This window comes from Pseudomonas sp. NPDC099000, from assembly GCF_044759925.1.
Classification (GTDB): domain Bacteria; phylum Pseudomonadota; class Gammaproteobacteria; order Pseudomonadales; family Pseudomonadaceae; genus Aquipseudomonas.
Map to the genome: position 1 here is coordinate 340087 of NZ_JBIWAF010000001.1, position 22939 is coordinate 363025.

General features: G+C 60.4%; 17 protein-coding genes. 12 read left to right on the forward strand and 5 right to left on the reverse strand.

Annotated elements, in window-relative coordinates:
* The 3 genes from pepN to ACIQV9_RS01720 all read left to right on the forward strand — a co-directional run bounded on the left by pepN (position 1) and on the right by ACIQV9_RS01720 (position 7392).
* Positions 1-2658: an aminopeptidase N gene (pepN, locus tag ACIQV9_RS01710; RefSeq protein ID WP_403097311.1), complete on the forward strand. Its 2658-nt coding sequence runs from the start codon at positions 1-3 to the stop codon at positions 2656-2658.
* A gap of 1247 nt (positions 2659-3905) precedes the next feature.
* Positions 3906-4979, forward strand: coding sequence for a WD40/YVTN/BNR-like repeat-containing protein (locus ACIQV9_RS01715; protein WP_403097314.1), 1074 nt, complete (start codon positions 3906-3908; stop codon positions 4977-4979).
* Positions 4980-5007: 28 nt separating this feature from the next.
* Positions 5008-7392 carry an RND family transporter gene (locus tag ACIQV9_RS01720; protein ID WP_403097316.1) on the forward strand — a complete coding sequence of 795 codons (2385 nt, stop codon included), beginning with the start codon at positions 5008-5010 and terminating at the stop codon, positions 7390-7392.
* A 176-nt stretch (positions 7393-7568) separates the two neighbouring features.
* Here ACIQV9_RS01720 and ACIQV9_RS01725 read toward each other — a convergent pair whose 3' ends face one another.
* Together ACIQV9_RS01725 and ACIQV9_RS01730 are read right to left on the reverse strand one after the other, a co-directional pair.
* Positions 7569-8288, reverse strand: coding sequence for a FadR/GntR family transcriptional regulator (locus ACIQV9_RS01725; protein WP_094467649.1), 720 nt, complete (start codon positions 8286-8288; stop codon positions 7569-7571).
* Positions 8289-8474: 186 nt separating this feature from the next.
* Positions 8475-10211 carry an IlvD/Edd family dehydratase gene (locus tag ACIQV9_RS01730; RefSeq protein ID WP_403097319.1) on the reverse strand — a complete coding sequence of 579 codons (1737 nt, stop codon included), beginning with the start codon at positions 10209-10211 and terminating at the stop codon, positions 8475-8477.
* 193 nt (positions 10212-10404) lie between these two features.
* On the opposite strand from ACIQV9_RS01730, the gene ACIQV9_RS01735 reads away from it, so the two are divergent.
* From ACIQV9_RS01735 to ACIQV9_RS01775, 9 genes are all read left to right on the forward strand, one after another.
* Entirely contained in the window at positions 10405-11727 is a 1323-nt protein-coding gene (locus ACIQV9_RS01735) for an MFS transporter (protein WP_403097322.1), read from the forward strand.
* Positions 11728-11873: 146 nt separating this feature from the next.
* Positions 11874-12866, forward strand: coding sequence for an AraD1 family protein (araD1, locus tag ACIQV9_RS01740; protein ID WP_403097325.1), 993 nt, complete (start codon positions 11874-11876; stop codon positions 12864-12866).
* Positions 12867-12876: 10 nt separating this feature from the next.
* On the forward strand, positions 12877-14457 hold the full coding sequence (locus tag ACIQV9_RS01745; RefSeq protein ID WP_403097327.1) for an aldehyde dehydrogenase (NADP(+)): 1581 nt from the start codon (positions 12877-12879) through the stop codon (positions 14455-14457).
* A 173-nt stretch (positions 14458-14630) separates the two neighbouring features.
* Positions 14631-14930 (forward strand): DUF5629 family protein, encoded by a 300-nt coding sequence (locus ACIQV9_RS01750; RefSeq protein ID WP_403097329.1) that lies wholly within the window; start codon positions 14631-14633, stop codon positions 14928-14930.
* Positions 14917-16092: a lactonase family protein gene (locus ACIQV9_RS01755; protein WP_403097332.1), complete on the forward strand. Its 1176-nt coding sequence runs from the start codon at positions 14917-14919 to the stop codon at positions 16090-16092. The genes ACIQV9_RS01750 and ACIQV9_RS01755 overlap by 14 nt, the downstream gene beginning before the upstream one ends.
* A gap of 155 nt (positions 16093-16247) precedes the next feature.
* On the forward strand, positions 16248-16427 hold the full coding sequence (locus tag ACIQV9_RS01760) for a hypothetical protein (RefSeq protein ID WP_008030101.1): 180 nt from the start codon (positions 16248-16250) through the stop codon (positions 16425-16427).
* Positions 16428-16636: 209 nt separating this feature from the next.
* Positions 16637-16762 carry a hypothetical protein gene (locus ACIQV9_RS01765; protein WP_403097334.1) on the forward strand — a complete coding sequence of 42 codons (126 nt, stop codon included), beginning with the start codon at positions 16637-16639 and terminating at the stop codon, positions 16760-16762.
* Between the two features lie 115 nt (positions 16763-16877).
* Complete coding sequence (locus tag ACIQV9_RS01770; protein ID WP_403097336.1) at positions 16878-17090, forward strand: hypothetical protein; 213 nt, start codon at positions 16878-16880, stop codon at positions 17088-17090.
* A complete protein-coding gene (locus ACIQV9_RS01775) occupies positions 17087-17344 on the forward strand; it encodes a hypothetical protein (RefSeq protein ID WP_403097339.1) in 258 nt (85 codons plus the stop codon). Before ACIQV9_RS01770 ends, ACIQV9_RS01775 begins: the two co-directional genes overlap by 4 nt.
* Positions 17345-17395: 51 nt before the next feature.
* Here ACIQV9_RS01775 and ACIQV9_RS01780 read toward each other — a convergent pair whose 3' ends face one another.
* Genes ACIQV9_RS01780 through ACIQV9_RS01790 form a run of 3 tightly spaced genes read right to left on the reverse strand, consistent with a single transcriptional unit; the run spans position 17396 to position 22925 of the window.
* Entirely contained in the window at positions 17396-18046 is a 651-nt protein-coding gene (locus ACIQV9_RS01780; protein WP_403097342.1) for a glutathione S-transferase, read from the reverse strand.
* Positions 18043-21684 carry an SbcC/MukB-like Walker B domain-containing protein gene (locus tag ACIQV9_RS01785; protein ID WP_403097345.1) on the reverse strand — a complete coding sequence of 1214 codons (3642 nt, stop codon included), beginning with the start codon at positions 21682-21684 and terminating at the stop codon, positions 18043-18045. The genes ACIQV9_RS01780 and ACIQV9_RS01785 overlap by 4 nt, the downstream gene beginning before the upstream one ends.
* Positions 21681-22925, reverse strand: coding sequence for an exonuclease SbcCD subunit D C-terminal domain-containing protein (locus tag ACIQV9_RS01790; RefSeq protein WP_403097348.1), 1245 nt, complete (start codon positions 22923-22925; stop codon positions 21681-21683). The genes ACIQV9_RS01785 and ACIQV9_RS01790 overlap by 4 nt, the downstream gene beginning before the upstream one ends.
* Positions 22926-22939: the final 14 nt, after the last annotated feature.

Genomic DNA, 22939 nt, shown 5'->3' on the forward strand with positions numbered 1-22939 from the left:
ATGCGCACCGAACAACCGAAGATGATTTACCTGAAGGACTATCAGGCGCCCGAGTACCTGATCGACGAGACGCACCTGACCTTCGAGTTGTTCGAGGACCACAGCCTGGTCCATGCGCAACTGGTGATGCGCCGCAATCCCGAGCGTGGCCCGGGCCTGCCGCCGCTGGTGCTGGATGGCCAGCAACTTGAGCTGCTGTCGGTCACCCTGGCTGACCGCGAGCTGAGCGATGCTGATTATCAACTGACGGAAAATCACCTGACCCTGCACCCGACCAGCACCACCTTTACGGTCGATACCAGCGTCAAGATCCACCCGGAAACCAACACCGCCCTGGAAGGCCTGTACAAATCCGGCACGATGTTCTGCACCCAGTGCGAGGCCGAAGGCTTCCGCAAGATCACCTATTACCTCGACCGCCCGGACGTGATGAGCACGTTCACCACCACGGTCGTCGCCGAGCAGCACAGCTACCCGGTGTTGCTGTCCAACGGCAACCCGATTGCCTCAGGTCCTGGCGAAGACGGCCGGCACTGGGCGACCTGGGAAGACCCGTTCAAGAAACCGGCGTACCTGTTCGCGCTGGTGGCCGGTGACTTGTGGTGTGTCGAAGATACCTTCACCACCATGAGCGAACGCTCCGTGGCGCTGCGCATTTACGTCGAGCCGGAAAACATCGACAAGTGCCAGCACGCGATGAACAGCCTGAAGAAATCGATGCGCTGGGACGAAGAGGTCTACGGTCGCGAGTACGATCTGGACATCTTCATGATTGTCGCGGTCAACGACTTCAACATGGGCGCCATGGAGAACAAGGGCCTCAACATCTTCAACTCCAGCGCCGTGCTGGCTCGCGCCGAAACCGCCACCGACGCTGCGCACCAGCGTGTCGAAGCGATCGTCGCTCACGAATACTTCCACAACTGGTCGGGCAACCGCGTGACCTGTCGCGACTGGTTCCAGTTGTCGCTGAAAGAAGGCTTCACCGTGTTCCGCGACTCGGGTTTCTCCGCCGACATGAACTCGGCCACCGTGAAACGCATCCAGGACGTGGCTTACCTGCGTACTCACCAGTTCGCTGAAGACGCAGGTCCCATGGCTCACGCCGTGCGCCCGGACAGCTTCATCGAAATTTCCAACTTCTACACCCTGACCGTGTACGAAAAGGGTTCGGAAGTGGTCGGCATGATCCACACCTTGCTCGGCGCCGAAGGCTTCCGCAAAGGCAGCGACCTGTACTTCGAGCGCCATGACGGCCAGGCCGTGACCTGCGATGACTTCATCAAAGCCATGGAAGATGCCAACGGTGTCGACCTGACCCAGTTCAAACGCTGGTATAGCCAGGCCGGCACGCCGCGTCTGGCGGTAAGCGAGTCTTACGATTCCGCCGCGAAAACGTACAGCCTGACCTTCCGCCAGAGCTGCCCGGCGACCCCGGACAAGGGGGAAAAACTGCCGTTCGTGATTCCTGTGGAGTTGGGCTTACTGGACTCGAAAGGGGCGGCCATTGCGTTGCGTCTGTCCGGTGAAGACCGCGCTCAGGGCACTTCGCGGGTCATTTCGGTGACCGAAGCCGAGCAGACTTTCACCTTCGTCGACATCGCTGAACAGCCGCTGCCGTCGTTGCTGCGCGGCTTCTCGGCGCCGGTGAAACTGAGCTTCCCGTACAACCGCGATCAACTGATGTTCCTGATGCAGCACGACAGCGACGGTTTCAATCGCTGGGATGCCGGTCAGCAACTGTCGGTTCAGGTGTTGCAGGAGCTGATCACTCAGCAGCAGAAGGGCGAGAAATTGGTGCTGGATCAGCGTCTGCTTTCTGCCTTGCGCACCGTGCTGTCCGACGAGACGCTGGACCAGGCGATGGTTGCGGAAATGCTTTCGCTGCCGGGCGAGGCTTACCTGACTGAAATCAGCGAAGTGGCTGACGTCGATGCCATCCATATCGCTCGCGAGTTTGCCCGCAAGCAATTGGCTGAAGGTTTGTTCGAGGCGTTGTGGCTGCGTTATCAGGCCAATCGCGATCTGTCGAAGAAAACCCCGTATGTGGCCGAGGCGGAGCATTTCGCCCGTCGCGCCTTGCAGAACATCGCGTTGTCGTACCTGATGCTCAGCGGCAAGCCGGAAGTGTTGGTGGCGACGCTTGAACAGTTCGAGACCAGCGACAATATGACCGAACGCCTGACGGCGCTGGCGGTGTTGGTCAATTCGCCGTTTGAAGAGCAGAAGGCCTTGGCGCTGGCGAGTTTTGCCGAGCACTTCAAGGACAATCCGCTGGTCATGGATCAATGGTTCAGTGTCCAGGCGGGCAGCACGTTGCCGGGTGGTCTGGAACGTGTTCGTCAGTTGATGGAGCATCCGGCGTTCAACATCAAGAACCCGAACAAGGTGCGGGCGCTGGTCGGTGCGTTTGCCGGGCAGAACCTGATCAACTTCCATGCGGCGGACGGTTCGGGGTATCGTTTCCTGGCGGATCTGGTGATCGAGTTGAACGGGTTTAACCCGCAGATCGCCTCTCGCCAACTGGCGCCGCTGACTCGCTGGCGCAAATACGACGACGCGCGTCAGGCGTTGATGAAAGGCGAGCTGGAGCGGATTCGTGCTTCGGGTCAGTTGTCCAGCGATGTGTTTGAGGTGGTCAGCAAGAGCCTGGCTTGAGTCTGGCGATGCTCCCTCAGGGTTCGTTGGGGCCCTGTGGGAGCTGGCTTGCCTGCGATAGCGGCCTGACAGCCGACTAGTCTCTTTCAGGTGTACATATCCATTTCTGCGGTAACGGCTGCTTATGGTTTCGCCCTTACGGCGAGTCCCTTTTGGCAAACGCCCCAAAAGGAACCAAAAGGTCTCGCCCCAAGCGTCCGGCCCCTCGCTAAGGCTCGGCGTTCCTTCGCTCCGGTATCCATCCGGGGACACTGCCCTCCGGTCTGCTTCGCGACGACCTACATGCAGCGTGTTCGACTGCGTCGAACGGCGCTACGCGCCACTCCCCGGATGAACACCTCCACTCAGCCTCCCGAAAGGGGCGGGTGGATCAAGATCAAGAGCTGTAGGCGAGCTAACGCTCGACCTGATGAGTGGTGAGAAGCAGGTGTACGCTGATCTTCTTTTTGTGGGAGTGAGCCTGCTCGCGATGGGGGTGGTTTAATCAAAATTGCTTCGTCTGACACACCGCCATCGCGAGCAGGCTCACCCCTACAAGTGGTAGGTGGCTGTGGCTGTGGCTGTGGCTGTGGCTGTGGCTGTGGCTGTGGCTGTGGCTGTGGCTGTGGCTGTGGCTGTGGCTTTGGCTTTGGCTTTGGCTTTGGCTTTGGCTTTGGCTTTGGCTTTGGCTTTGGCTTTGGCTTTGGCTTTTGACGTTGATCTTGATCTTGATCTTGATCTTTCGCCCCTTCGGCAGGCCGAGCGTAGGTGTTCATCAGGGGGTTAGGCGCGTAGCGCCGTGCGGCGAAGCCGCACACATCGAGAGGAGGTCGTCGCGAAGCAGACCGTAGGCGATGCCCCCTGATGGACACCGTAGCGAGGGAACGCGGAGCCTCAGCGAGGCGCCGTACGCCGGGGCGAAGCCTTTTGCTTACTTTTCGGCGTCTGGAAAAGTGAGTCGCTGTAAGAGCGAAACCATAAGTAGCCGTTACCGAAGAAACGGATATGTACACCGAACACCAGACAAACCCGGATCACCCCACCGGATACCCAATCATTCACCCAAACCCCATACCCCTCCAGTTAACAAAACATAACGTGGCGTCGATTGTCAGACCTTTCCAAACCCCGATAGGATAAGCCAGCTTCCGAAGGGGCTCTAGATTGCGCATTTCAGGACTATGCTCCAGAACAGGCAATCCCGATGAGCACCCCTTACGGCGCCCTGAAAGGTTGAATGACCTAACAATAATAATGGGGGAAGGTTTATGAGTGAGCCTGTCATGGGTGTGGGTATTTGCCGCCCGCCGGCATTACGCAAGTTCGCGTTGCTGGCCACAGCGCTCTCGCTGTTGGGTTGTGCCGTGCTGTCGGCACCTGCGTTGGCCGCTGCGGCGCCAGCGTCCGACATTGTGTATGCCGTTGAATCTGCCAAAGCCAGCAAGAGCCTGATGCTCGACGTCGCGCACGCCGGCAAGCGCCTGGTGGCGGTTGGTGATCGCGGGCACATTCTGTATTCCGATGACCAGGGCGCAACCTGGACCCAGGCCAAGGTGCCAACCCGGCAACTGCTGACATCGGTATTCTTTGTTGATGACAAACACGGCTGGGCCGTCGGCCATGACGCACAAATCCTCGCCAGCGAGGACGGTGGCGCCACCTGGACCAAGCAATTCGAAGAATTGAAACGCGAATCGCCGCTGCTCGACGTCTGGTTCCAGGACGTCAACAGCGGCTTTGCCGTGGGCGCTTACGGTGCGTTGATGGCCACCACCGACGGCGGCAAGCACTGGGAAGATGTCAGCGATCGGCTGGACAATGAAGACCAGTACCACCTCAACGGCATTGCGGCGGTCAAGGATGCAGGGCTGTTCATCGTCGGTGAACAGGGCAGCATGTTCCGCTCCGCCGACTGGGGCCAGACCTGGGAAAAGCTTGAAGGCCCATACGAAGGTTCGCTGTTCGGTGTGATCGGCACGGCTCAGGCCAACACGCTGCTGGCCTACGGGCTGCGCGGCAATCTGTTTCGCTCCACCGATTTCGGCACCACCTGGGAGCCGGTCGAGCTCAAGGCTGCCCGCGGTGCGCTGGAGTTCGGGTTGTCCGGCGCAACGTTGCTCGACGACGGCTCCATCGTGATCGTCGGCAACGGCGGCTCGGTGATCCGCAGCAATGACAATGGCGAAACCTTCAGCGTGTTCAACCGCCCGGATCGTATTTCCGTCTCGGCGGTCACTGCGGCAGGTAACGGCAATCTGATCCTGGCAGGACAGGGCGGCGTTCGCGTCACCTCGCTAACCGGCGCCAGCGCAGAGAATGGCAAAAACGGGTCGTCCAAATGAGCCGGGCAAATAATAAGAAGGCGGGTCTATGACATCCTTGAGCAGTCATCATCAAGACAAGGCGACGTTTCTTGAGCGCCTGATTTTCAACAACCGCCCGGCAGTGATCGTCATCTGCCTGCTGGTCAGCATCTTCCTGTTCTGGCAGGCCACGCTGATCCGGCCGTCCACCAGCTTCGAAAAAATGATCCCGCTCGAGCATCCATTCATTCAAAAGATGATGGAGCACCGCAACGATCTGGCGAATCTGGGCAACACCGTGCGCATTTCCGTTGAAGCCACCGACGGCGACATCTTCTCCAAGGAATACATGGAGACCCTGCGTCAGATCAACGACGAAGTGTTCTACATTTCCGGCGTCGACCGTTCCGGCCTCAAGTCGCTTTGGAGCCCGAGCGTGCGCTGGACCGAGGTGACGGAGGAAGGCTTCGCCGGTGGCGAAGTGATCCCGCAGAGCTATAACGGCTCCCAGCAAAGCCTCGACCTGCTGCGCAACAACGTACTCAAGTCCGGCCAGGTCGGGCGTCTGGTGGCCAACGACTTCAAGTCGAGCATCGTCGACATCCCGCTGCTGGAGTCCTACCCGGACCCGCAGGACCAGGGCAAGTTGCTGGCGCTGGACTACCGCAAGTTCTCCCACGAGCTGGAAGATAAGATCCGCGACAAGTTTGAAGCGCAGAACCCTAACGTGCAGATCCACATCGTCGGTTTCGCCAAGAAAGTCGGCGACCTGATCGATGGCCTGGTCATGGTGGTGATGTTCTTCGGCGTCGCCTTCATCATCACCCTGATCCTGCTGTACTGGTTCACCAACTGCATGCGCAGCACCGTGGCGGTGTTGAGTACGACGCTGGTGGCGGTGGTCTGGCAGCTGGGGTTGATGCACTTCTTTGGCTTCGGGCTTGATCCGTATTCCATGCTGGTGCCGTTCCTGATCTTCGCGATCGGTATTTCCCACGGCGTGCAGAAGATCAACGGGATCGCCTTGCAGTCCAGCGAAGCCGACAACGCCTTGACCGCCGCGCGGCGCACGTTCCGTCAGCTGTTCCTGCCGGGGATGATCGCGATCCTCGCGGACGCGGTGGGCTTTATCACGCTGTTGATCATCGACATCGGTGTGATTCGCGAACTGGCCATCGGCGCCTCCATTGGCGTGGCGGTGATCGTGTTCACCAACCTGATCCTGCTGCCGGTCGCAATCTCCTACGTCGGCATCAGCAAGCGCGCCGTCGAACGCAGCAAGAAGGACGCACACCGCGAACACCCGTTCTGGCGCCTGCTGTCGGGCTTCGCCAGCCCGAAAGTCGCCCCGGTGTCGATCGTCCTGGCGTTGCTGGCCTTCGGTGGCGGCCTCTGGTACAGCCAAAACCTGAAGATCGGCGACCTTGACCAGGGTGCTCCGGAGCTTCGTCCGGACTCGCGCTACAACAAGGACAACAACTTCATCATCAGCAACTACTCCACCAGTTCCGACGTGTTGGTGGTGATGGTCAAGACCAAGTCCGAAGGCTGCTCGCGCTACGAAGCCATGGCGCCGATCGACGAGCTGATGTGGAAGATGCAGAACACCGAGGGCGTGCAGTCGGCGATTTCCCTGGTGACCGTGTCCAAGCAGATGATCAAGGGCATGAACGAAGGCAACCTGAAATGGGAAACCCTGTCGCGCAACCCTGACGTCCTGAACAACTCCATTGCCCGTGCCGATGGCTTGTACAACAACAGTTGCTCCCTGGCGCCGGTGCTGGTGTTCCTCAATGACCACAAGGCTGCAACGCTGGATCGCGCGGTGCATGCGGTGCAGGACTTCGCCAAGGAGAACAACAAGGACGGCCTGGAATTCATCCTCGCGGCGGGTAACGCCGGCATCGAGGCGGCCACCAACGAGGTGATCAAGGAGTCCGAGCTGACCATCCTGATCCTCGTCTACATCTGCGTCGCGACCATGTGCATGATCACCTTCCGTTCGTGGGCGGCGACCTTGTGCATCGTGCTGCCGCTGGTGCTGACCTCGGTACTCGGTAACGCCCTGATGGCCTTCATGGGCATCGGCGTGAAAGTCGCGACCCTGCCGGTGGTGGCGCTGGGTGTGGGGATTGGCGTGGACTACGGCATCTACATCTATAGCCGTCTGGAAAGCTTCCTGCGTGCAGGCCTGCCATTGCAAGAGGCCTACTACCAGACGCTGAAATCCACCGGTAAAGCCGTGCTGTTCACCGGCCTGTGCCTGGCGATCGGCGTGTGCACCTGGATCTTCTCGGCCATCAAGTTCCAGGCCGACATGGGCCTGATGCTGACCTTCATGTTGCTCTGGAACATGTTCGGCGCGCTGTGGCTGCTGCCAGCACTGGCGCGGTTCCTGATCAAGCCGGAGAAACTGGCGGGGCAGAAGGGCAACTCGTTGTTCGCTCACTGATCCCTGGCTGAAACAAAAAAGCCGCAACCCAGGTTGCGGCTTTTTTACGTCCCGAGTTTCACACCAAACCCCTGTGGGAGCGGGCTTGCCCGCGATTACGGAGTGTCAGTCGATACATATGTTGAATGTGCCGCCGCCATCGCGGGCAAGCCCGCTCCCACAATGTTCGATGGCGGTTATGAGGGATCGGTGCCGAGCACGACGTTCAGCGCACTGCGCGCATCATCCAGCTGCACGAGAGTGGCATGACGCGCACCCAGCGCATCACGGTTCTCGATCGCCGTGAGAATCGCCTTGTGCCGAGGCAGCGCCAGTTCATGCAGGTTCGGCCGCTGGTTGGAATGCTTCAGCGCTTCAGCAATCGCCACCGACAGCATGTTGCACAGGTTGGCCAGCAGATCGTTGTGGGTCGCATCGGCGATGCGGCTGTGAAAGTCCAGGTCCGGCTGCAACAGCGCTTCAGGTGTCGGCGCGGCTTCCATGCGTTGATAGGCTTCACCGATGGAGGCGATGTCCGCGTCGGTCGCGAACTGCGCGGCGAGGGCGGCGGCAGCGGGTTCGATGATGCTGCGCACACTGGTCAGCAAATCGAAGAATTCATTTTGCGGGCTGCTTTGCATCAGCCAGTGCAGCACATCCGGATCGAGCATGTGCCATTCCTTGCGCTGCTTGACCACGGTGCCGACTCGCGGACGGGAATACACCAGGCCTTTGGCAACCAGCACGCGGGTGGCTTCGCGCAGCACCGGGCGGCTGACCGCGTACTCCTCGCACAGCAGCGCTTCGGCGGGCAGTTTGTCACACGGTTTGAAGCGCCCGGAAACGATCTGCATGCCCAATTCCTGGACGATGCGCGAGTGCATGCTTTTGCGGTCGGAGGGTTTGCGGTAATCCATGGGGAACGGCGCGATCCTGTGCGATGGGGTGTCGCGCATGATAACAGGCGCGGACCCGGTCCTGAATCAGATGAAGAGCCAATGTAGGAGTGAGCCTGCTCGCGATGGCGGTCGTTCAGTCAACATCAATGTTGAATGTTCGACCGCCATCGCGAGCAGGCTCACTCCTACAGAGGGATGGTGGGGCTAGTGGGAGTGGCGGGGCACTTCGGAGCCGCGGCAGCCGACCAGGAAGTCGAAATCGCAGCCCTGATCCGCTTGCAGCACATGGTCGATGTACAGCTGGCGATAACCGCCCACGATCAATTGCTGCGGCGGTTGCAGATCCGCCATGCGCGCCGCCAGTTCAGCGTCCGGGATGTCCAGGTGCAAACGCCCGTTGGCGCAGTCCAGCTCGATCCAGTCGCCTTCCTTCACCGTCGCCAGAGGCCCGCCGGCTGCCGCTTCCGGGGCCACGTGCAAAACCACCGTGCCATACGCCGTGCCGCTCATGCGTGCGTCTGAAATACGCACCATGTCCGTCACGCCTTGGGCAAGCAGTTTGGCCGGCAAGCCCATGTTGCCGACTTCGGCCATGCCCGGGTAACCCTTCGGCCCGCAGTTCTTCATCACCAGAATCGAGTTGGCATCGACGTCCAGTTCCGGGTCGTTGATCCGCGCCTTGTACATGTCGAAGTTCTCGAACACCACTGCACGCCCGCGATGCTGCATCAGTTCGGCGCTGGCCGCGGACGGCTTGAGCACTGCGCCGAGGGGGGCGAGGTTACCGCGCAATACGCAGATGCCGCCGTCGGCGCGGATCGGGTTGTCGAGGGTGCGGATCACTTCGTCCTGGCCGTAGATCGGCGCGTCCTTGGTGTTCTCGCCGAGGGTCTTGCCGTTGACGGTCAAGGCGTTCGGGTTCGGAATCAGATTGGCTTCGCCGAGGCGGCGCAGCACGGCTGGCAGGCCGCCGGCGTAGTAGAACTCTTCCATCAGAAAGCGGCCGGACGGTTGCAGGTCGACGATGGTCGGCATGCCGCGACCGATGCGGGTCCAGTCATCGAGGTCCAGTTCGACGCCGATACGACCGGCGATGGCTTTCAAGTGGATCACTGCGTTGGTCGAACCGCCGATGGCGGCGTTCACACGGATGGCGTTTTCGAAGGCTTCCTTGGTAAGGATCTTCGACAGCCGCAAATCTTCACGGACCATCTCCACTGCGCGCATGCCGGACATATGCGCCAACACATAACGCCGCGCATCCACCGCGGGAATCGCCGCGTTGTGGGGCAGGGACGTGCCCAGTGCTTCAGCCATGCAGGCCATGGTCGACGCCGTGCCCATGGTGTTGCAGGTGCCGGCCGAACGGGACATGCCGCCCTCGGCCGCGAGGAAATCGTCGATGGTGATGGTGCCGGCTTTCACTTGTTCGCTGAGCTGCCAGACCACGGTGCCCGAGCCAATATCCTGGCCCTTGTGCTTGCCGTTGAGCATCGGCCCTCCGGTGACGACGATCGCCGGCACGTCGCAACTGGCCGCGCCCATCAACAGCGCCGGGGTGGTTTTGTCGCAGCCGGTCAGCAGGACCACGCCATCAATCGGGTTGCCACGAATCGCTTCTTCAACGTCCATGCTCGCCAGGTTACGCGTGAGCATGGCGGTGGGGCGCAGGTTCGATTCGCCGTTGGAGAACACCGGGAATTCCACCGGAAAACCACCGGCCTCGATCACCCCGCGTTTGACGTGCTCCGCGATCTGGCGGAAATGCGCGTTGCACGGGGTCAGTTCCGACCAGGTATTGCAGATGCCGATGATCGGCTTGCCGTGGAACTGGTGGTCGGCGATGCCCTGATTCTTCATCCAGCTGCGGTACATGAAGCCGTTCTTGTCGGCGGTGCCAAACCATTGGGCGGAGCGCAGGTTGGGTTTCTTATCAGACATGATCGATTCTCTTATTGTATGACTATATTGTTCTGATTCTGGCGTAACATAAGCCAAATTTCGCCTGTTTGGAAGTGTTGTTGGATAATTAGTATTACTATATAGTCGCTTTCAACGGAGGGATGGCCCTGACGGTTTTTAGCGAGAGGCGTCCCCCGAGGTTCTATAACAACAACAATCGGAGACCGATCTCATGAGCCAGGAACTGCGGCTTATTCGTCGCATCACGCTGAAACTGATTCCCTTCCTGATCCTGCTGTACCTGATCGCCTATGTGGATCGCTCCGCAGTAGGTTTCGCCAAGCTGCACATGGGCGCCGACATCGGCCTCGGTGACGCAGCCTATGGCCTCGGCGCAGGGTTGTTCTTCATTGGTTACTTCCTGCTGGAAATCCCCAGCAACCTGATGCTCGACCGCTTCGGCGCCCGGCGCTGGTTCGCGCGGATCATGGTCACCTGGGGCGCCATCACCATCGGCATGGCCTTCGTCCAGGGGCCAAACAGCTTCTATGTCATGCGCTTTCTGCTCGGCGCGGCCGAAGCCGGGTTCTTCCCTGGCGTTCTCTACTACATTACCCAATGGTTCCCGGTTCGCCATCGCGGCAAGATCCTTGGGCTGTTCATCCTTTCCCAACCCATCGCGATGATGATCACCGGCCCGGTGTCCGGCGGCTTGCTCGGCATGGATGGCATCCTTGGTCTGCACGGCTGGCAGTGGCTGTTCATCGTCATCGGCGCCCCGGCGATCCTGCTGACCTGGCCGGTGCTGCGTTACCTGCCGGACGGCCCCCAGCAAGTGAAATGGATGGACCAGGCCGAGAAAGACTGGCTGACCGGCGAGCTGAAAAAGGACCTCGAGGCATACGGCCAGACCCGACACGGCAATCCCCTGCACGCTTTGAAAGACAAGCGAGTGTTGCTGCTGGCGCTGTTTTATCTGCCGGTGACCTTGAGCATTTATGGCCTGGGCCTGTGGCTGCCGACGTTGATTAAACAGTTTGGCGGCACGGATCTGGTGACCGGTTTCGTGTCATCGGTGCCGTACATTTTCGGGATCATTGGTCTGCTGATCATTCCGCGCAGTTCCGACCGTTTGAATGATCGTTACGGCCATTTGGCGGTGCTGTATGTGCTGGGCGCCATCGGCCTGTTCCTCAGCGCCTGGCTGACGGTGCCGGTGCTGCAACTCGCGGCGTTGTGCCTGGTGGCGTTTGCGTTGTTTTCCTGCACTGCGGTGTTCTGGACCTTGCCCGGGCGTTTCTTCGCCGGCGCCAGTGCCGCGGCCGGTATCGCATTGATCAACTCGGTGGGCAACCTGGGTGGCTACATCGGCCCGTTCGTGATCGGTGCGCTGAAGGAATACACCGGCAACCTGGCCTCGGGGTTGTACTTCCTGTCGGGGGTAATGGTGTTCGGGCTGGTGTTGACCGGCGTGGTGTATCGGTTGCTGGAGCGCAAGCATGTGCTGGCAGCGGATCAGTTTGCGGCCAGCGCTCGCGGCGCGACCCGTACCTGAGGATTTACACCGATCAACTGTAGGAGCGAGCCTGCTCACGATAGCGTCGGCACATTCAAAATTGTTGGTGGCTGATACACCGCTATCGCGAGCAGGCTCACTCCTACAGGGGTCTGCGGTGGTCTGAATAACACAGGAGAAGAATTATGCATCTGGTTCAATTCGAGTTAAGTAACGGCGAGCGTCGGGTTGGCGTGGTCGAGGAGGGGCTGATCCGCGAAGTGCAGGACGCGCGGACAGTGCGGGACCTGGCCCTGGCGGCAATCGAGGCGGGCGTCAATCTGCAGCAGCAGGTGAAAACCCTGGGCCTGGGTATCAGCCATGACTACACGGAGCTGCTGGCCCAACTGCGAATTCTGCCACCGCTGGATCACCCGGACCCGGCGCACATGCTGGTCAGCGGCACCGGCCTGACCCATCTCGGCAGCGCTTCAGCCCGGGACAAGATGCATCAGCAGGCCGGCGACGAAGTTGCGATGACCGACACCATGCGCATTTTCAAATGGGGCGTGGAGGGCGGTAAACCGGCGGCCGGGCAGGCCGGTGTGCAACCGGAGTGGTTCTACAAGGGCGACGGCAGCATCGTCGTGCGTCCCGGCCAACCGTTTCCGCTGCCACCCTTTGCCGAAGACGCCGGTGAAGAACCCGAACTCAGTGGCCTCTACGTCATCGGCCACGACGGCAAACCGTATCGGCTCGGTTTCGCGGTGGGTAATGAGTTCTCTGACCATGTGATGGAGCGTAAAAATTACCTCTACCTCGCGCATTCGAAACTGCGCAGTTGCAGTTACGGTCCGGAGCTCCGCGTTGGCGAACTGCCAGAGCATCTGGCTGGCACCAGCCGCATTCTGCGTGACGGTGAAGTGCTGTGGCAGAACGAGTTCCTCAGCGGCGAGGCCAACATGTGCCACAGCCTGGAAAACCTTGAGTACCACCATTTCAAGTACAGCCAGTTCCTGCGTCCGGGGGACGTGCACATTCATTTCTTCGGCACCGCGACGCTGTCCTTTGCCGACGGCATTCACACCCGACCGGGTGATGTGTTCGAGATCAGTCAGGCCGAGTTCGGCGCGCCATTGATCAACGGGATCGCACCGGTTGAAGCAGCGTTCGAGCCCGGCACCGTCGGTACCCTTTAAGGAGACACCCATGACCCGGATTCTTGGTCACAACTACATTGGCGGCCAGCGCAGCGCGACCGGCACCGTCAAACTGCAGAGCGTCGATGCCAGCACCAGCGAAGCCTTGCCTCATGATTTCTTCCAGGCCACGCCTGAAGAAGTGGATGCCGCAGCCAAGGCCGCTGCGGCGGCTTACCCGGCTTATCGCAGCCTGAGCGCCGAACGTCGTGCGCAATTTCTCGATGCGATTGCCGATGAACTCGACGCCTTGGACGATGACTTTGTCGCGGTGGTCTGCCGCGAAACGGCATTGCCTGCCGGACGTATTCAGGGCGAACGCGGGCGCACCAGCGGCCAGATGCGCCTGTTCGCCAAAGTGCTGCGTCGTGGTGATTTCTACGGCGCGCGGATTGATCAGGCCCTGCCGGATCGCCAACCGCTTCCCCGTCCGGACCTGCGCCAATACCGCATCGGTCTCGGGCCTGTCGCAGTGTTTGGTGCGAGCAACTTTCCGCTGGCATTCTCCACCGCGGGCGGCGACACCGCATCGGCGCTGGCCGCCGGTTGCCCGGTGGTGTTCAAGGCTCACGGCGGCCACATGGCCACCGCCGAACAAGTCGCTGATGCATTGATTCGCGCAGCGGAAAAAACCGGCATGCCGGCCGGCGTGTTTAACATGATTTACGGCGGCGGAGTTGGCGAAGCGCTGGTCAAGCACCCGGCGATTCAGGCGGTGGGTTTTACCGGTTCGCTGAAGGGTGGCCGTGCGTTGTGCGACATGGCGGCCGCACGGCCACAACCGATCCCGGTGTTCGCCGAGATGTCGAGCATCAACCCGGTGATCGTGTTGCCGCAGGCATTGGACGCTCGGGCAGACACCGTCGCCCGTGACCTGACCGCTTCGGTGGTGCAGGGTTGCGGACAGTTCTGCACCAACCCCGGCCTGGTGATCGGTATTCGCTCGCCGCAGTTCACCGCGTTCGTGCAGCAGGTGGCAGGCCTCATCGGCGATCAGCCGGCGCAAACGATGCTCAATGCGGGCACCTTGAGCAGCTACGGCAAAGGCCTGCAAAAACTCTTGGCTCATCCGGGCATCGAGCATCTGGCTGGCAACCCGCAGCAAGGCAATCAGGCGCAACCGCAGTTGTTCAAAGCTGACGTGAGCCTGCTGATCAATGGCGATGAAGTACTGCAGGAAGAAGTGTTCGGCCCGACCACGGTGTTCGTCGAAGTGGCGGATCAGGCGCAACTCAGCGCCGCGTTGAACGGACTGCACGGGCAACTGACGGCGACGATCATTGGCGAACCGGCGGACTTCGAACAGTTTGGCGAACTGACCGCGCTACTGGAGCAGAAGGTCGGACGGATCCTGCTCAATGGCTATCCGACGGGGGTTGAAGTCTGTGACTCGATGGTCCACGGCGGGCCGTATCCGGCCACTTCCGATGCGCGTGGCACGTCGGTGGGCACGTTGGCGATTGACCGTTTCCTGCGACCGGTGTGCTTCCAGAACTATCCGGACAGCTTGCTGCCGGAACCGTTGAAGAACGCCAACCCACTGCGCATCCAGCGCCTGGTGGACGGCAAACCCTCCCGCGACGCGTTGTAATCCTGTGACTGATCGTTCCCACGCTCTGCGTGGGAATGCAGCCCGGGACGCTCCGCGTCCCTTAAAAGCCGAACGCAGAGCGTCCGAAGAGGCATTACCACGCAGAGCGTGGGAACGATCATTGCGGTGTGATGAGCTATCATTGCGTCTTTCCCATTCAAAGATTGACTGCCATGACTGCCGCAACCGACACCTTGCTCGCCACCCTCGAACACTGCGATATGGTAGAAATCGACGGGCTGCACGCCTTCGAATTCTCCCTCGATGAAGACGACAATCTGCACATCGAATGCCTTGACGGCCGCGTGTCAAAACACTGGGAGTTCACCCCGGCCGAGGTCGAGGCCGCGACCTTCGATCCAACCCTGCAAAGTTGGTTGATCACCGGTACTTCCGGCGAGCACCGGTTGGTGTGCATGACCGCAATTCGCGGTGATGACGACGAGGAACAAGAAGGGAATGAGGATGCATAAGCTCTGGCCACTGTTGATGGCCGGCAGCATCGGCGCGATGGGCATTGAGGCGGCGTCGGCCGACGACTATCAGTTGCTGGTCGGTTCCTACACGGCGGGGCAGAGCCAGGGGATATATCGCCTGAACTTCGACAGCGCCACCGGGCAGATCAACCCCAAGCCGCTGCAAGTGGTTACCAGTGAAAACCCGTCCTGGCTGACCGTTTCCAAAGATCAGCAGCGCCTGTTCGTGGTCAACGAAAACGGCCCCGGCCAGAAAGACCCGGTCGGGCGCGTCAGCAGTTATGCGATTGATCCCAAGACCCATGCACTGAGCCTGATCAATCAGGTGCAAAGCCTGGGCAACGAACCGACGCATTCAAGCCTCAGCAGTGATGCCAGTCATTTGTTCGTCAGCAACTATTCGGTGGTTGAAGACCCGGGTGGCACGTTGGCGGTGTTGCCGGTGGGCGCCGATGGCAAACTCAAGCCTGTGGTGCAGATGAGCAGTCACCCGTCGAGCCGGGTCAATCCCGAGCGGCAGATGTCGGCGCATGTGCATTCGACGGTTTCGTCGCCGGACGGCAAGTTTGTGTTCTCCAATGACCTGGGCGCTGACAAGATCTTTGTCTACCGCTTCGATCCCAAGGCTAACCCTGAACTGCCGCTGGTTGCTGCCACCCCGGCGTCCGTCCAGTTGCCAGCCGGCAGCGGGCCGCGTCATTTGCTGTTCAGCGCCGATGGCAAGCATGCCTGGCTGAGCATGGAAATGAGCGCGCAGGTCGCGGTGTTCGATTACCAGAACGGCAAGCTTGAGCAAACCCAGATGATTGATCTGGCGGCGGGTCAGCCTGTCTCCGACAAGGCCGCCGCTGCACTGCACGCGTCGGCCGATGGCAAGTTCCTCTACGTCAGCAACCGTGGCACTGCCAATCAGCTGCTGGTGTTTGCCATCGACCCTGCGAGCGGCCACCTCCAGGAGCTGCAGCGTCGTTCGGTAGAAGGTGATCACCCGCGAGAGTTCAGCCTCGACCCGAGCGGCCAGTTCTTGCTGATTGCCAACCAGAAGAGCAACCAGATTGTCGTGGTGGAACGCGATGCCAAGAGCGGTCTGCTGGGTAAAACCGTGCAGAAACTGCCGATGGATGCCCCGAGCGACCTCAAGTTCCTGGTGCGTCAATAGGCCGCAGGCCCCGGTTGATGGGGCCTGCATCCTTGTATTAATGAGACTGATATCTGCTAATGCTACAAAAGATTTCAAGGCGCCAACCTCGAAGGTTAAGTTTGCTCCACGGCCCCACCGGGCATGCAAGCCAACTGAATCCGAGGAATACCGCCATGAACTTCAATCTCTTCTCCGTCATCGCCGCTTCTGCCATCTCCGCCACCGTTGCGCTGCCAGCCAGCGCCAACGTGGAAATCAGCGACAAAAAATCCCACGCCCAGAGCTACACACAGAAGTACCTGCAACAGAGCGCCAACTTCTACGCGGCACTGGATCACAAGACCCAAGCCTGAAATTCAAGCCCTGCACCTTTTATGCAGGAGCGAAGTCACTTGCGTCGATCGGGCTGAAAAGCGTCGAGAAACCTGAGTGATGTCGCTCCTGCATAACGCGTTTACGACAGCATCACATTGCCATCAATCAAGCGCTTGATATCACATCGCCATGCGTTTAGATTCGACGCTGAGTTTTTGACTCCTCATCAATAACAAGGATCGACAGCATGGCGATGCGTCTGGCAGTGGTTCTTCTGTTTCTGTATTCCACCCCCATTCTTTCGGCTGCCCAGCCCGTTCCAGACGCGCCGGATGCGGCCCGTGAGCGCTTGATGAGTTTTATTGAAGACTGAAATAGACTGGCTTAATGATTAACGAAGCTGATGGTGACTATGGAAAACCCTGAGTGGTTTACACAGCTTTTTTGATCGATTCTGTGGGCTCTGAAACATGCCCACGGAGAACACCATGGCCAGCTCAATCATCACTTCTGCCAAATACGGCGCCTACCTGGCCATAGGTCTTTACGTGGCCCTCGTACTGGTCGTCAGCGTTTCGGCGCAATCGCAACACACTTTCGAAGCACCCGTGCAGGTCGCTTATCCCGCCATTCAGTTCGAACACCGCGCTCAAAACGCAGTGGCCGATCACGCAGCACTGGCGGGAGTGGCAGGGGCATGAAAGGAGGCAAACTCTGGGTCATTGCCTTTCTGGCATTCATGACCAATGGCGCATCCCTGTTGGGGATCGGGCAGGGCTCGGCAGGTTCCGTTGCACGGTCCATCGAAGCCAATCACAACCTGGCGCGCAACATTGAAACGGCGAAGTCCTTGGGACTGCTGGCAGGTAATCCACCGATGAAACGCCAGGACGATTTCTTCGGGCCATTCCAGGTGGATTGCTCGGTGTTGGAAATGTGTGAAGTGTTCGCCTGAAAGCGCCCTTTGTAGGAGCGAGGCTTGCCCGCGAAGGGGCCCGCGAGACCGCTAAAAGCTTCGCGGGCAAGCCTCGCTCCTACAAGGTACGGGGCGTAGGGGGGGTGACTTTTTCATGATTGCGGTGAACAGATCTGACTCCAAAAAACCCTGCAACCACGCCTGCAACCGCACATAAGGCGTCTGCCCGAACCACTCGCGATCGACATGGGCGAATTGCCGTATGAACGGCATCACCGCCACATCCGCCAGGCTCGGGTGATCAGCCAGCAAGTAGTCGCGCCCCTCCAGCAACTCATCCAGTTTGCGCAAGAACACCTCACCCGCAGCACGATAGGTTTCCATCGGCTGCTCGGGGTAACGCTCGGCGTACTTGTAGCGATTCAGATGCACCTTGAACGCTTGATCGTTCTCTTCAATCAGGGCGGCGATGTGCGCCTGTCCTGCTGGATCATCGTTGAACAACCAATCCTGCGGATCGTTCTGCGCCAAGGCCCAGTGCATGATCGCCAGGCTTTCATCGATCACCTGACCGTCGACACTCAGCACCGGCACCGTGCCCTTGGCCGATAGCGCGAGCATCTCGGCAGGCTTGGCCTTCAGGCTGACCTCGACAATCTGCACCGCAACCCCCGAATAGCGCAGGGCCATGCGCGCACGCATGGCGTAAGGGCAGCGGCGGAATGAGTACAGCGTATTCATTTCACCTCCAGGGTGCTCAGGCCATTGCCCTGGCGATGAACCTGAATCTGCACCGGAATCCGCTCATGCATTTCCTGCACGTGGGAAATCACCGCGACCTTGCGGCCCTGGGCTTGCAAGCCATCCAGCGCATCCATGGCCAGTTGCAGGGATTCCGGATCGAGGCTGCCGAAGCCTTCGTCGATGAACAGCGATTCGATTTTCAGTGTGCTGGAGGCCATCGACGCCAAGCCGAGCGCCAAGGCCAACGACACCAGGAACGTCTCGCCGCCCGACAACGAATGCACCGAGCGCAGCTCATCGCCCATCTCTGTGTCCATCACCAGCAACCCGAGCATACTGCCGCCGCGTTTCAGGCGATAGCGCCGCACCAGTTGCCGCAACTGCACGTTGGCGTGATGCACCAGCAAGTCGAGGTTGTAGGCCTGAGCGATCTTGCGGAAGGTGTCGCCGGTGGCCGAGCCGATCAACGCATTCAGGCGAGCCCAGCGTTGATACTCGCTGTAGGCGTCGGCGATCTGCTGCGCCAGGGCTTGATTGGCGTTCTGCCGGCGCTGATCCTCGGCCTGTTCGGCACGCAGTTCGGCGCAACGATGTTCACTGGTGGCGAACAGATTTTGCAAGTCTGTCAGGGCCGTGACGAGTTGTTCGGCGTCGAGATTGCCGTTGTGTTGCGCCTGATGATTGAGCAGGCGCTGATCGCGTTCCTGCAATCGTACATTGGCCTGTTCGATGGCTTTTTCGCTTTGCTGCAATTGCTGTCGCAGTTCGCTGACCTGCTGATCGTCGACGCTCAGCAACGCATCCAGTCCGCCATCGTCGAGCTCCGGATGCAAGGCACGCCAGTCGGCGATCTTTGCGCTCAGCACACGGTCCTCGGTTTCCAGGGCCAGCAGACGCTCTTGTCTGGCTTTGAGTTCGGCCGCCAGTTCGACTAACCGTGTGCGCACGGTTTGCAGTTCCTGATGGGCCGCTGCCTGGGCATTGCGCGCCTGTTCGACGGCTTGATCCAGTTGCTGCTGCCAGTGTTCGGCGCTGCTGTGTTCGCCAAGCAATTGCGCCAGTTGTTGCTGGCAAGCCTGTTGCTGCTCGGCGAGGACGGTGAACTGTTGCTGAGCCGCTTCCAGTGTCTGGACGCGGGCCAGTTGGCGGTCCTGTTCTTTTTCCAGGGTCTGCTGACGTTGCTGCTGTTCGCCGAGCTCATCGCGTTGCTGGTCGAGTTGCTCCAGACGCTGGGCAATCTGCCGGTCAAGCTGCATGAAGGTCGCAGCCGGTTCGTTGCGCAAAGCCTCCAGGGTTTCGGCCGGGAGCAGGGTGCTGAAGGCGCTCAACTCTTCGTCGAGACGCTGGCGATCACTGCTCAGCTCACGCTGCTGATTGCTCAGGTGCTGCGTCGCTTGCAGGCTCGCCGCTTCGGCGCTGCGCAGTTGCTGCTGAAGGCGAGCCGCGTCTTGTTGCAAGGTGAGCAGGGCGGTTTGCCGTTGTTCATCCTGGGTGATGCTCTGGTTCAGCTGGCTGTTTTGCTGCGCCAGCCAACCGTCGCATTTGCTCGCGTCCTGCGCCAGCAATTGCGTGGACAACGGATGCGCTTCAAGGCTCGGCGTCAGGCCTTGTTGCTGGGTGGCGAGTTGATCCTGTTGCTGCAACAGCTCTTTTTGCTGAGCGATCAAGCCGCCGACTTCGCCGCGTAAATCAGTGAGTTTTTCTTTGAGCAGGTCAACGGCTTTTTGCGCGTTGGCCTGTTCGCTTTCATCGTGGCGACCAAGGCTTTGCAGCAACGCTTCGGGCTGATGATAAGGATGGTCGGGGCTGCCGCAGACCGGGCACGGCTGATCGTCCTGCAACTGTGCGCGCAGTTCTTCGACGCTGGCGCTGCGGGCCAGACGCTGACGCTCCAGCAGTTCGCGAGTGACGGTCAGGGTCTGTTCGGCGATGACCAGGTCGTTCTTGGTTTTCACGCCGTCCTGGGTCAGGCGATCACGTTCCTGCTGAGCACTGAGTTGACGCTGCTGTAGATCGGCGCCGCGCTTGTCGATCTCCTGCTGGCTGGCCCACAGCCGTGTCAGTTCTTCGAACGCTCGCAGTTGTTTGCGGTTGTCCTGCAACAGGTTGCCGAGCAGCTGGATCTGTTCCGCAACAGCCTCCGGTTCGGCGCCGGCTTCTTTGTAGAGCACTTCCAGATGCTGCTTTTGAGCCGCCAGTTCTTCGCCCGCGCGGGCGGCGCTTTGCTCAAGGGCGGCCAGTTCCGCCTGTCCCTTGTTCAAGCGATTACCGATCAGCATCAGCTGTTGCAGGCGATCACGGTAGGCGTTCCACGCCTCGCTCAGCGGCGCCAGATGGGTGCTTTGCTCAAGCTCCCCGGCAATCCGCTCCAGACGTGCAGCCACTTGCTTTTGTTGCTCAAGCAAGCCCTGAATTGTGTTCTGCCCTTGAGTATTGGCCAGTTCCGCTTGTTGTTTGAGGTCTGCACTCGCGCTGGCGTCTTTGACTAGCCGGGCGAGGGTGCTTTGCGCTTCAAAGGCCTGTCGCAGCAGCGGAGCCTTTTCTGTGTGTTGGCTCTGGGCTTCGATCAGCGCGGTCTGCGCAGCGCTCAGACTCTGTTCGAGTTGCGCCTGACGCTCGTTCAACTCGGCTTGCTGCTGGGTGTGTTGCTGAATCTGCGCCGCCAGCGGGGTGAGCTGGGCGGTGAGTTCGGTCTTGCGGGCAAACTGGTGCCGTTGCGGGGCCAGTTGTTCCAGGCGCGTCAGCTTCAACCGTTCGCCGGCCAGGCTTTCCCAGTGCTGTCGGGCGCTGGTCAGCTGCTCGGTGGCGCTCTGTTGCTCGTCCTGCAACTGACGCAGATCATTTAGCCAGGTGTGCTGCAATTCAAGCTGTTTGAGCTGCGCTTGCTGGGTCTTGAGTTGCTGCTGCGCCTCGTTGAAACGTTCATCAAGTTCGGCCCGTGCTTCGAGGGACAGCGGCGTCACGCCCGTGGCCTGGTCCTGCAACAGCTTGTGTGCTTCGCGGGCCTCTTTGGCTTTGTCGAAAGCGCGGCGACCGAGGCGGGTGTACAGCGCCGTGTCGGTGAGCTTTTCCAGCAGTTCGCTGCGTTCGTTGTCATTCGCTTTGAGGAAGGCACTGAACTCGCTCTGGGCCAGCAGCACAGCGCGGGTGAACTGTTCGAAGTTCAGGCCCAGCACGGCTTCGAGCTGGGTTTTGAACTCGACTTTCTGGCTGGCCAGCAACTGATCCTGATCGATGTCGCGCAAACTCTGACGGCTGGCTTGCAGCTTGCCACCAGCCTTTTCGCGAGCGCGATTGGCTTCCCAGCGCGCGCGGTAACGACGGCCGTCGATGCCGACGAAATCCACTTCGGCATACCCTTCGCCGGTACCACGACGCAGCAAGGTGCGCGGGTCGCCGGTGCCGATTTCGCCATCGGCGTCCGGCGCTTTGGCCGACACCTGCGCGTTACTCAAGCGCGGCACGGCGCCAAACAGGGCGAGGCACAAGGCGTCGAGCAAGGTGCTTTTGCCGGCGCCGGTCGGCCCGGTGATCGCGAACAGACCGGCGCTCGCCAGCGGTTCAGCGGTGAAGTCGATTTCAAAGGGCCCGGCCAGCGAGGCGAGGTTTTTCAGGCGGATCGCGAGGATCTTCATGGTTGTTCGCTCTCCATCTGCACGTCTTGCAACAGCTCGGCAAAGTCCTTCAGCGTCTGCTCATCAACCTCGCTGCCGTAGCTGTCCTGCCAGGCGCGACTGAACAATTCCTGAGGCGTGAGCTGGTCCAGTTCGATCAGCGTGGTGCCGTCATCGACGCCCTCGCGACTGCCGTTGCCGGCATATTCGGCGGCGATGCGCACCAGGCGCACGGCTTTGCCTTGCAGGGCGGATTCAACCTGGTGGCGCAAGTCGGGTTGCGGTTCGTCGAGACGCACGCGAACTTCCAGCCACGGTTGGCGCTGGATATCGGCCAGCAAATCGATGTTCGGCAAGTCGGCCAGTTGCAAGAGGATTTCAGCCAGGGGCGCCGGGCCGATGCGTTGCAGGTTGACCGCGCGGGGGATCAGTTTCGGTTCGACGCTGACCAGGGTTTCGCCGTCGAGCGTAACGACGAGAATTTGATGCTGATAACCGATCTCGGAGAACGACAACGGAATCGGTGAGCCGCTGTAGCGGATGCGTTCTTCACCGTTGACCTTCTGCGGCTTGTGCAAATGCCCCAGGGCGACGTAGCTGATGCTCGGCCCGAACAGGCTGGCGGGCAGGGCTTCGGCATTGCCGATAATCAAACTGCGCTCGGAGTCTTCCGACACGGAACCACCGGCCATGTGCGCATGGCTGATGGCAATCAGTGCCTGGCCCGGCTTGCGTTTGGCATTGGCCGCCTCGATTAGCCATTCATGAACCTGACCGATGCCGCGCAAGTAGTTGTCACCCAACTGCGCGCCGGTCACTTCGGCGGGTCGCAGGAACGGTAGCGCCAGGCACCAGCCGGCAATTTCGCCGCTGGCATCCGGCAACGGCAGCAACAGCCGCTCGGCGTCCAGTTGGCCGTCGTCGAGCCACAGCACTCGGCCGAGCGCATGGGTGCGCAAACGGCGCATCAACGGCGCGGGCAGTTCAATCCGCGAGCCGGAGTCGTGGTTGCCGGCGATGATCACGATGGTCAGCAACGGTTGCTGCTCGTGGGCGCTGACGATGAATTCGTAGAGGCGTTCCTGGGCTTTGACCGGTGGATTGACCGTGTCGAAGATATCGCCGGCGATCAACAGCACATCGGGCTGGTCCAGCTTCAGCTGAAGCAGCAGCCATTCGAGAAAGCAGCCGTGCTCGAAATCACGGTCCTGGCCGTGCAGGTTCTGCCCAAGGTGCCAGTCGGAGGTGTGAAACAGACGCAAGGCGAACTCCGTAG

What these genes read in the sequence shown, in the direction of transcription:
- pepN (WP_403097311.1), top strand. Translation starts at nt 1, where the DNA reads ATGCGCACCGAACAACCGAAGATGATTTACCTGAAGGACTATCAGGCG.
- ACIQV9_RS01715 (WP_403097314.1), top strand. Translation starts at nt 3,906, where the DNA reads ATGAGTGAGCCTGTCATGGGTGTGGGTATTTGCCGCCCGCCGGCATTA.
- ACIQV9_RS01720 (WP_403097316.1), top strand. Translation starts at nt 5,008, where the DNA reads ATGACATCCTTGAGCAGTCATCATCAAGACAAGGCGACGTTTCTTGAG.
- ACIQV9_RS01725 (WP_094467649.1), bottom strand. Translation starts at nt 8,288, where the DNA reads ATGGATTACCGCAAACCCTCCGACCGCAAAAGCATGCACTCGCGCATC.
- ACIQV9_RS01730 (WP_403097319.1), bottom strand. Translation starts at nt 10,211, where the DNA reads ATGTCTGATAAGAAACCCAACCTGCGCTCCGCCCAATGGTTTGGCACC.
- ACIQV9_RS01735 (WP_403097322.1), top strand. Translation starts at nt 10,405, where the DNA reads ATGAGCCAGGAACTGCGGCTTATTCGTCGCATCACGCTGAAACTGATT.
- araD1 (WP_403097325.1), top strand. Translation starts at nt 11,874, where the DNA reads ATGCATCTGGTTCAATTCGAGTTAAGTAACGGCGAGCGTCGGGTTGGC.
- ACIQV9_RS01745 (WP_403097327.1), top strand. Translation starts at nt 12,877, where the DNA reads ATGACCCGGATTCTTGGTCACAACTACATTGGCGGCCAGCGCAGCGCG.
- ACIQV9_RS01750 (WP_403097329.1), top strand. Translation starts at nt 14,631, where the DNA reads ATGACTGCCGCAACCGACACCTTGCTCGCCACCCTCGAACACTGCGAT.
- ACIQV9_RS01755 (WP_403097332.1), top strand. Translation starts at nt 14,917, where the DNA reads ATGAGGATGCATAAGCTCTGGCCACTGTTGATGGCCGGCAGCATCGGC.
- ACIQV9_RS01760 (WP_008030101.1), top strand. Translation starts at nt 16,248, where the DNA reads ATGAACTTCAATCTCTTCTCCGTCATCGCCGCTTCTGCCATCTCCGCC.
- ACIQV9_RS01765 (WP_403097334.1), top strand. Translation starts at nt 16,637, where the DNA reads ATGGCGATGCGTCTGGCAGTGGTTCTTCTGTTTCTGTATTCCACCCCC.
- ACIQV9_RS01770 (WP_403097336.1), top strand. Translation starts at nt 16,878, where the DNA reads ATGGCCAGCTCAATCATCACTTCTGCCAAATACGGCGCCTACCTGGCC.
- ACIQV9_RS01775 (WP_403097339.1), top strand. Translation starts at nt 17,087, where the DNA reads ATGAAAGGAGGCAAACTCTGGGTCATTGCCTTTCTGGCATTCATGACC.
- ACIQV9_RS01780 (WP_403097342.1), bottom strand. Translation starts at nt 18,046, where the DNA reads ATGAATACGCTGTACTCATTCCGCCGCTGCCCTTACGCCATGCGTGCG.
- ACIQV9_RS01785 (WP_403097345.1), bottom strand. Translation starts at nt 21,684, where the DNA reads ATGAAGATCCTCGCGATCCGCCTGAAAAACCTCGCCTCGCTGGCCGGG.